Below are 6,678 nucleotides of genomic sequence, written 5' to 3'. Positions count from 1 at the left end.
GGCCACCGCTGGCCAACCGACCCGTCGCACCGCCTGGGTGGGCGGCGGGGGTCAACGCGAGGAGTTGGGCCGTGACATAACTTGAACATCCGCGTACGGTTTATCTTGAACACGGATGTTCGAGATGGGGGGATGATGGCGGCCACCGCCGGCGGAAGGCTGCGGCAACGTTGGCCCGCGGCGCTGGGCGTACTGGTCGCGGCCGGTACCGCGCTCGGACTCGACTACGGTGGTCAAGCCGCCTCCGTCGTGGCGGCGTCGGGGTTCGTCTATCTCGCCGCGGCGGCAACCGGACGCCCCGGCGCGGCATGGCCTGCGTTCGGTGTCACCTTCGTACTCGTCGGGCTCGGCCTCGCACCTACCGGCTTCGATCCCGTGCCATGGCTGTGCGTCGCGGCTCTCGGCATCGCCATCTTCGGGTTCGTCCGCGCGGGCTGGCGGCCGGCGTGGTCCCTGCCCTTGCAGTCGGCGGCGATGCTGGCACTCGGGGCGGCAGCGCTACTCGCCCTGAAGGCCGACCACGTCACGGGCGGCGTCATCGTCAGCGTCGCCCTGTTCGGGCACGCGGCGTGGGATGTGTGGCATCACCGCACCGGGCGCGTTGTCGTACGCTCGCTCGCGGAGTTCTGCGGCGTACTGGATGTGCTGCTCGGGGTGGGCGTACTCGTTGTCACGCTGACGATGTGACGGCAAGTGCCGCGAGCACAGTGTCGCGTACGAGGCGCGTGGCGTCGTCCGTCGTCACGTCGCCGCGATGCACCGCGGCGGACGCCCCATGCAGCACCGCCTGGATGGTCGCGAGCTGCCACACCACAGGCATGTCGCGCCGGAATGCTCCCTCGTCCCGGCCGCGTTCGACGAGGGCGTGCACGCGGCGGGCCAGCCCCTCGTGCACGCGCCGCATCTCCTCCGGCGTCAGCACACCGCTCGCCGCGATCACGACCGCACCGAAACGGTGCGTCAGCCGCCAGGTCGCCTCCAGCAGGCGGGCCATCGCGTCCCGTGGATCACCCTCAAGGTCGATCGCGCCCAGGGCCTGGTCGGTGCTCGCGATCACACGGAGGCTGACCGCCTCGACCAGTGCCGCACGCGACGGAAAGTGACCGTAGAGCGTGACACGGCCTACGCCTGCCGCTTTCGCTATCTCGTTGACACTCACTCCGGGATCGATGGCAAGCAGGGCGACCGCGGCGTCAAGGATCGACTCGACATTCCGGCGCGCGTCCGCGCGTTTGGCCGTTACCCCTTCGGCAGCCATCCCGACCCGCCCTTTTCTCGAACAATGGTGTACGCCTTAAGTCTAGGTCCAACCCACGGAAGGCACGATCATGACCGGTGCGCCGACAGCACAGGACCTGTTCGCAGGCATCCCTGTCGCCGACTTCGATCATTCGCTGGCTTGGTACCGGCAGTTCTTCGGTGTCGAGCCGAGCTTCTACCCGAACGACATCGAGGCCGTGTGGGCAGTGGGCGAACACAGCTACGTCTACATCGAACTCCTGCCCGACCGCGCGGGCCGTTCGATGCTGATGATCATGGCCGCGGATCTGGACACCACAGTCGCCGCGCTCACCCAGCGTGGCCTCGAACCCCACCGGATCGAGAACTACGAGCAGGGCATGCGCAAGCTTGTCTACGCGGACCCGGACGGCAACGAGATCTCGTACGGCGGCATGTCGACCCCCACGATCGGTCCGGCGAGCACGAACAACTGAGCGGCACGCTCTGCCTGCTCAGCCGCCCGAGGCGAGGTCCGCCACTTCGGCGGCGCATCCCCACGACAGCGTGACCCCTGCTCCGCCGTGGCCGTAGGCGTGCACGAGCCGGTGGCCGGGGTGGCCCGACGGGTCCACCTCGACCCGGGGGCCGCCGTGCCGTGCCGGCCGCAGCCCGATCTGTTCGCCGAGCACCGGCGCGTCGGCCAGCTCCGGCACCAGGGCGACGCAGCGGCGCCGGATCGCCGCCGCAGTGTCCGGGTCGGGCGTGGTGTGCCCCACCCCCGGTTGGTACGTGCCGCCGAGGACCACGTCGTGCCGGCGCGGATGCACGTACGTGATCCCGGCCGGGTCGTCCTCGTCGCGCACCGAGACGGTCAGGCCCGGATTCGCCACCAGCACCAGATGCCCGCGCACCGGGTGCACGGCCGGGTCGGCGGCGAGCCGGCCGGCGGCCAGCCCTGTCGCGTTGACGACCGTCGGCGCGATGTCGAACGCGTCGGTGAGCCGACGCACCCGGCGGCGCAGCAGCCGCCCGCCGCCGGCCTCCAACCGCTGCCGAAGCCAGGCCAGGTACGGCGACATCTCCACCGTCGGCGCGGTGAACCGCAGCAGTGCCGTGTACGGCGGCGACGCCGGCTCCGCCACCAGGTCTCCGCACGCCTGTGCCCACCACGGCGGGCCGGCGTACGGGCCACGCAGCAGCATCCGGGTCGGCCGGTCGACCACCCCCGGCACACCGCCGGCCGCCTGGCGGCGCAGCTCCGTGTACGTCTGGCGCGCCCAGCGCAACACCCGCGGATCCTCGTCGGTGTGGGTCGGGTACCAGACCGCGGCGGCCACCGTGGACACCGTGTCCGCCGGGTCGTCGGCGGACAGCACGGTCACCCGTGCCCCTCGCTGCTGGAGGGTGACCGCCGCCGTCATGCCGACGATCCCGCCGCCGACCACCACCACGTCCGTCGTTGCCGTCATCGTCCGCTCCCGTGACTCGTGCCGCTGGCCTCGAATGGTCGCCGTGCCGGCCGGCCGCCGTCCAAGACGGATCCGACAGCCGGCGATAAGCGGCGCTTATGATGGCTCCATGTCCGACGCGCCGGCCCCGGGCACCTGGTCGGACCTGCGCCGACTGCGTTACTTCGCGGTGCTCGCCGGGGAACTGCACTTCACCCGGGCCGCCGCCCGGCTGCGCGTCGCCCAATCCGCGCTCAGCCAGCAGATCCGCGCCCTGGAGCGCCAGCTCGGCGTGCCGCTCGTGCACCGCACCAGCCGGGGCTGCACCCTGACGGAGGTGGGGGAGCGGGTCGCCGACGAGGCCGCCCGGCTGCTCGCCGAGGTTGACGCGGCGACCGCCCGCATCCGGGACCTGGTGCATGGCCGGGGTGGCCGGCTGCGGCTGGCGTACACCCGGTCGGCGCGCGGCGGCCGGGTCGACGACCTGGTGGCCCGCTTCCGGGCCGCCCACCCGGAGATCGAGGTGGTCCCGGAGACGGCCTGGACGGCGCCGAACGTGGCCGGTCTGCTCGCCGGCCGGCTCGACGCGGCGTTCGTCCGCCCGCCGGTCGACGAGCCGACGCTGGCCTGCCGGACGGTGGACACCGAGGAACTGCTGCTGGCCCTGCCCGCGGGCCATCCCCTGGCCGCCGGTCGCCGTCGGATCAGCCGGGCCGAAGTGGTCGACCTGCCGGCCGTGATGTGGCCACGGGAGAACGGCCCTGGCATGTTCGACCGGACGATCGCCCAGGTCTGGCCGCGCGGCGGCTTCCGGCTCGTGCGGCAGGAGCCGGACGACGAGCAACTCCTGCGGGCGGTCGCGCAGGGAGACGTGGTCGCGGCCGTCCCGGCCGGCCGAGCCCGCGCGCTGCGGATGCGCGGGGTACGCCTGCGCCGGTTCACCGCCCCGACGCCCACCGTGGATGTCGCCCTGGCCTGGCCACGGGACAGCACGAACCCGGCACTGCGCCGGCTCCTCGCCCTGCTCGACGGGACAGAACCGACATGGCCTGGTGGTGGCAAACCCTGATCAGCATCGCCGCCGCACGGCCTCGTTCAAAGTCTTGATCATGTGGCTGGGGAAAGGAGTGGACGGGATGGTGCCCGGCTTGTAGCTTCCAGCTGACCGCGACACCACCCGAGGAGGTGAGACCCATGAACGCTGTATCGATGTGGGTGCTCTCCCTCCCCGTCACGGTCGGGCGATTGACGTAGGCATCGCCGGGAGCGCCTCGCCAACAAGGCACTCCCGAAAGGCAATACCTATGCACCCTGTGCAGTTCACCGCCGACCCGTCGCCGGCCTCCGGCACCGATCGTGCGCCCCTCATGTTCGACGTGATCATTGCCGGGTGCGGGCCGACCGGGGCGATGCTCGCCGCCGAACTGCGGCTGCACGATGTGCGGGTACTCGTCCTGGAGAAGGAAACCGAGCCCGTGTCGTTCGTCCGCATAGTCGGTCTGCATATTCGCAGTATCGAGCTGATGGCAATGCGCGGGCTGCTGGAGCGCATTCTCGAACACGGAAGACAGCGCCCGGCCGGCGGCTTCTTCGCCGCCATCGACAAACCCGCGCCCGCGAACCTGGATTCCGCGCACGCCTATCTGCTCGGCATCCCGCAGCCGGTCATCGTTCACCTGCTCGAAGAACATGCGATCGAACTGGGCGCGCAGGTCCGGCACGGTTGCCCGGTGGCCAACTTCGAGCAGGACGACGACGGCGTCACCGTCGAGTTGGCCGACGGCGAACAGTTGCGGTCGCGCTATCTCGTCGGCTGTGACGGCGGGCGCAGTACGGTGCGCAAACTGCTCGGCGTCGGCTTCCCCGGCGAGCCCTCGCGGACCGAGACGCTGATGGGCGGAATGGAAGTGGATGTGCCGCAGGAGGAGATCGCCGCCAAGGTGACCCGAATCCGCCAGACCGACAAGCGACTCAGCCTCGGGCCCTTCGGCGAAAGGCTCTATCGCGTCGTGGTCCCCGCCGCAGGAGTCAGCGACCGCGCGGAACCGCCCACCCTCGAGGATTTCAAACAACAGTTGCGCACCATCGCCGGAACCGATTTCGGCGTACACTCCCCGCGCTGGTTGTCCCGCTTCGGCGATGCCACCCGGCTGGCCGAAAGTTATCGGGTCGGGCGGGTGCTGCTGGCCGGCGATGCGGCACACATCCATCCACCCATCGGCGGGCAGGGCCTCAACCTGGGCATTCAGGACGCCGTCAACCTCGGCTGGAAACTGGCCGCACAGATCCGCGGCCGGGCGCCGGAAACACTGCTGGACACCTACCACGCCGAACGTCATCCGGTCGCCGAGGACGTGCTGGACAACACCCGCGCCCAGATCGAACTGCTCTCCACCGAACCAGGCCCGCAGGCCGTACGCAGGCTGCTCTCCGAACTGATGGACTTCGAGACGGTGAACCGCCATCTGATCGAGAAGATCACCGCGATCGGCATCCGCTACGACTTCGGCGCAGGCCCCGACCTGCTCGGCCGCCGCCTGCGCGACATCGACGTGGCACAGGGCCACCTCTACGGTCTGCTGCATCGGGGCCGCGGCCTGCTGCTGGACCGCACCGAACGCCTCACCGTCGGCGGCTGGTCGGACCGGGTCGATTACCTCGGGGATCCCACTGCGGCACTGGATGTGCCGTGCGTCCTGCTACGGCCCGACGGCCACGTCGCCTGGATCGGCGACGATCAGCAGGACCTGGACGACCACCTCTGCCGCTGGTTCGGCAAGCCCGCCAACTGATCTCGTCTGAGCGGCGTCCATCCCGCATTTACCTGGCGAGATGGGCGCCGCATCGACGAGCTGTCCGGCCCGTTCGTCTACCGCGTTCGCGGTACGCCAGGGCCGGGCGGGGTTCCGTACCGTGAGGTGGTGAGCCTCGATGCGGTGCGCCGCTGGTGGACGACGGTCCCGGTGTGGGCGAAGGACGCCACAGTGGCCGGGGTCGCCGCCGCCGCGACGGTGTACCGGATCAGCGTCACCAGCCTTCAGCCCGGGGACCGCTCGGCGGACGGTTGGGCGTACGGCATCGGGTTGGCCATGGCGCTGTCACTGCTGGCCCGGCGCCGCTGGCCCGCCGCGACGATGGCGGCCGTCGCCGCCCTGTGGCTGACCTACCACATCCTGGACTATCCGGGCGGCGCGCCGGCGGTGCCCGTGTGGGTTGCGCTGTACTCGGCGGCCGCCGCCCCGAAGCGCGTCCGGGCGATGGCGGTGGCGGTGACGCTGATCGCCTCGGACCTGCAAGGCCGCGTGGTCGTCCACCAGTTGGACCCGTTCGACGGCGCCCTGGACGGCTCCACCGCCGTCTTCGTCGCAGCGCTGCTGCTCGGTGAGGCCGCCCGCAGCCGCCGGGCCTGGCAGGCCGAGACGCGGGCGCGGTTGGCGTTGCTCGCCGCGGAGCGTGACCGGGCCACGGCCCAGCGCCTCGCCGAGCAGCGGGTGCATATCGCGCAGGAGCTGCACGACATCACCGCGCACACGATCGCGGTGATCGGGGTGCAGGCCGGGGTGGCCGCGGACCTGCTCGACGACTCGCCGGCCCGGGCGCGCACCGCCCTCGACACCGTGCGGGCGGCCAGCCGCGAGGCGATGGCCGACCTGCGGTCCGCGGTTGGCGTGTTGCGTGACGGCACGCCGACCGGCGCGGCCGCCGCGCAGCAGCCGGCGCCGGGGTTGGAGCGTCTGCCGCAGATGCTGGAGGCGTGCGCTGCCGGCGACGGGCCGGCCGTGGCCGTGACCTACCAGGGTGAGCGGAGACCGCTACCGCGGGCGGTGGAGACCACGGCGTACCGGATTGCGCAGGAGTCGCTGACCAACGTGCTCCGTCACGCCGCCGCGCGCCGCGCCGACATCACGCTCGACTACCGACCGGACGGGTTGCGGCTGGACATCCGCGACGACGGCCGGCGGTCGGGAAGCGGCGGTCCGTCACCGCGCATCGAGGGGGAGGGCGGGTA

The 6,678-nt window shown here is 71.4% G+C and carries 7 protein-coding genes; 5 read left to right on the top strand and 2 right to left on the bottom strand.

The window, feature by feature from the left end; all coding sequences use genetic code 11:
* Positions 1-132 precede the first annotated feature (132 nt).
* Positions 133-687, top strand: coding sequence for a hypothetical protein (locus tag C1I95_RS30810; RefSeq protein WP_111219196.1), 555 nt, complete (start codon positions 133-135; stop codon positions 685-687).
* Here C1I95_RS30810 and C1I95_RS30805 read toward each other — a convergent pair.
* Positions 671-1,258, bottom strand: coding sequence for a TetR/AcrR family transcriptional regulator (locus C1I95_RS30805; protein WP_111219194.1), 588 nt, complete (start codon positions 1,256-1,258; stop codon positions 671-673). The two genes, C1I95_RS30810 and C1I95_RS30805, sit on opposite strands and share 17 nt — an antisense overlap.
* Positions 1,259-1,328: 70 nt before the next feature.
* Here C1I95_RS30805 and C1I95_RS30800 point away from each other — a divergent pair, with 70 nt between their 5' ends.
* Positions 1,329-1,715 (top strand): VOC family protein, encoded by a 387-nt coding sequence (locus tag C1I95_RS30800; protein ID WP_111219192.1) that lies wholly within the window; start codon positions 1,329-1,331, stop codon positions 1,713-1,715.
* 18 nt (positions 1,716-1,733) lie between these two features.
* On the opposite strand, the gene C1I95_RS30795 is transcribed toward C1I95_RS30800, so the two are convergent.
* Positions 1,734-2,690: an FAD-dependent oxidoreductase gene (locus tag C1I95_RS30795; RefSeq protein WP_111219190.1), complete on the bottom strand. Its 957-nt coding sequence runs from the start codon at positions 2,688-2,690 to the stop codon at positions 1,734-1,736.
* A 109-nt stretch (positions 2,691-2,799) separates the two neighbouring features.
* On the opposite strand from C1I95_RS30795, the gene C1I95_RS30790 reads away from it, so the two are divergent.
* The 3 genes from C1I95_RS30790 to C1I95_RS30780 all read left to right on the top strand — a co-directional run.
* Entirely contained in the window at positions 2,800-3,738 is a 939-nt protein-coding gene (locus C1I95_RS30790; protein ID WP_233513990.1) for a LysR family transcriptional regulator, read from the top strand.
* Positions 3,739-4,036: 298 nt separating this feature from the next.
* Complete coding sequence (rox, locus tag C1I95_RS30785; protein ID WP_199523988.1) at positions 4,037-5,461, top strand: rifampin monooxygenase; 1,425 nt, start codon at positions 4,037-4,039, stop codon at positions 5,459-5,461.
* 129 nt (positions 5,462-5,590) lie between these two features.
* On the top strand, positions 5,591-6,678 hold a 1,088-nt coding region (locus tag C1I95_RS30780), incomplete at its 3' end, for a sensor histidine kinase (protein ID WP_146605905.1).

This window comes from Micromonospora craterilacus (assembly GCF_003236315.1).
Taxonomy (GTDB): domain Bacteria; phylum Actinomycetota; class Actinomycetes; order Mycobacteriales; family Micromonosporaceae; genus Micromonospora; species Micromonospora craterilacus.
The sequence above is the reverse complement of the archived record's forward strand: the minus strand, read 5'-3'. Positions and strand labels throughout refer to the sequence as shown.

Excerpts from the sequence above, each read along its gene's own strand:
- C1I95_RS30810 (WP_111219196.1), top strand. The coding sequence starts at position 133 with ATGATGGCGGCCACCGCCGGCGGAAGGCTGCGGCAACGTTGGCCCGCG.
- C1I95_RS30800 (WP_111219192.1), top strand. The coding sequence starts at position 1,329 with ATGACCGGTGCGCCGACAGCACAGGACCTGTTCGCAGGCATCCCTGTC.
- rox (WP_199523988.1), top strand. The coding sequence starts at position 4,037 with ATGTTCGACGTGATCATTGCCGGGTGCGGGCCGACCGGGGCGATGCTC.
- C1I95_RS30805 (WP_111219194.1), bottom strand. The coding sequence starts at position 1,258 with ATGGCTGCCGAAGGGGTAACGGCCAAACGCGCGGACGCGCGCCGGAAT.
- C1I95_RS30795 (WP_111219190.1), bottom strand. The coding sequence starts at position 2,690 with ATGACGGCAACGACGGACGTGGTGGTGGTCGGCGGCGGGATCGTCGGC.
- C1I95_RS30790 (WP_233513990.1), top strand. The coding sequence starts at position 2,800 with ATGTCCGACGCGCCGGCCCCGGGCACCTGGTCGGACCTGCGCCGACTG.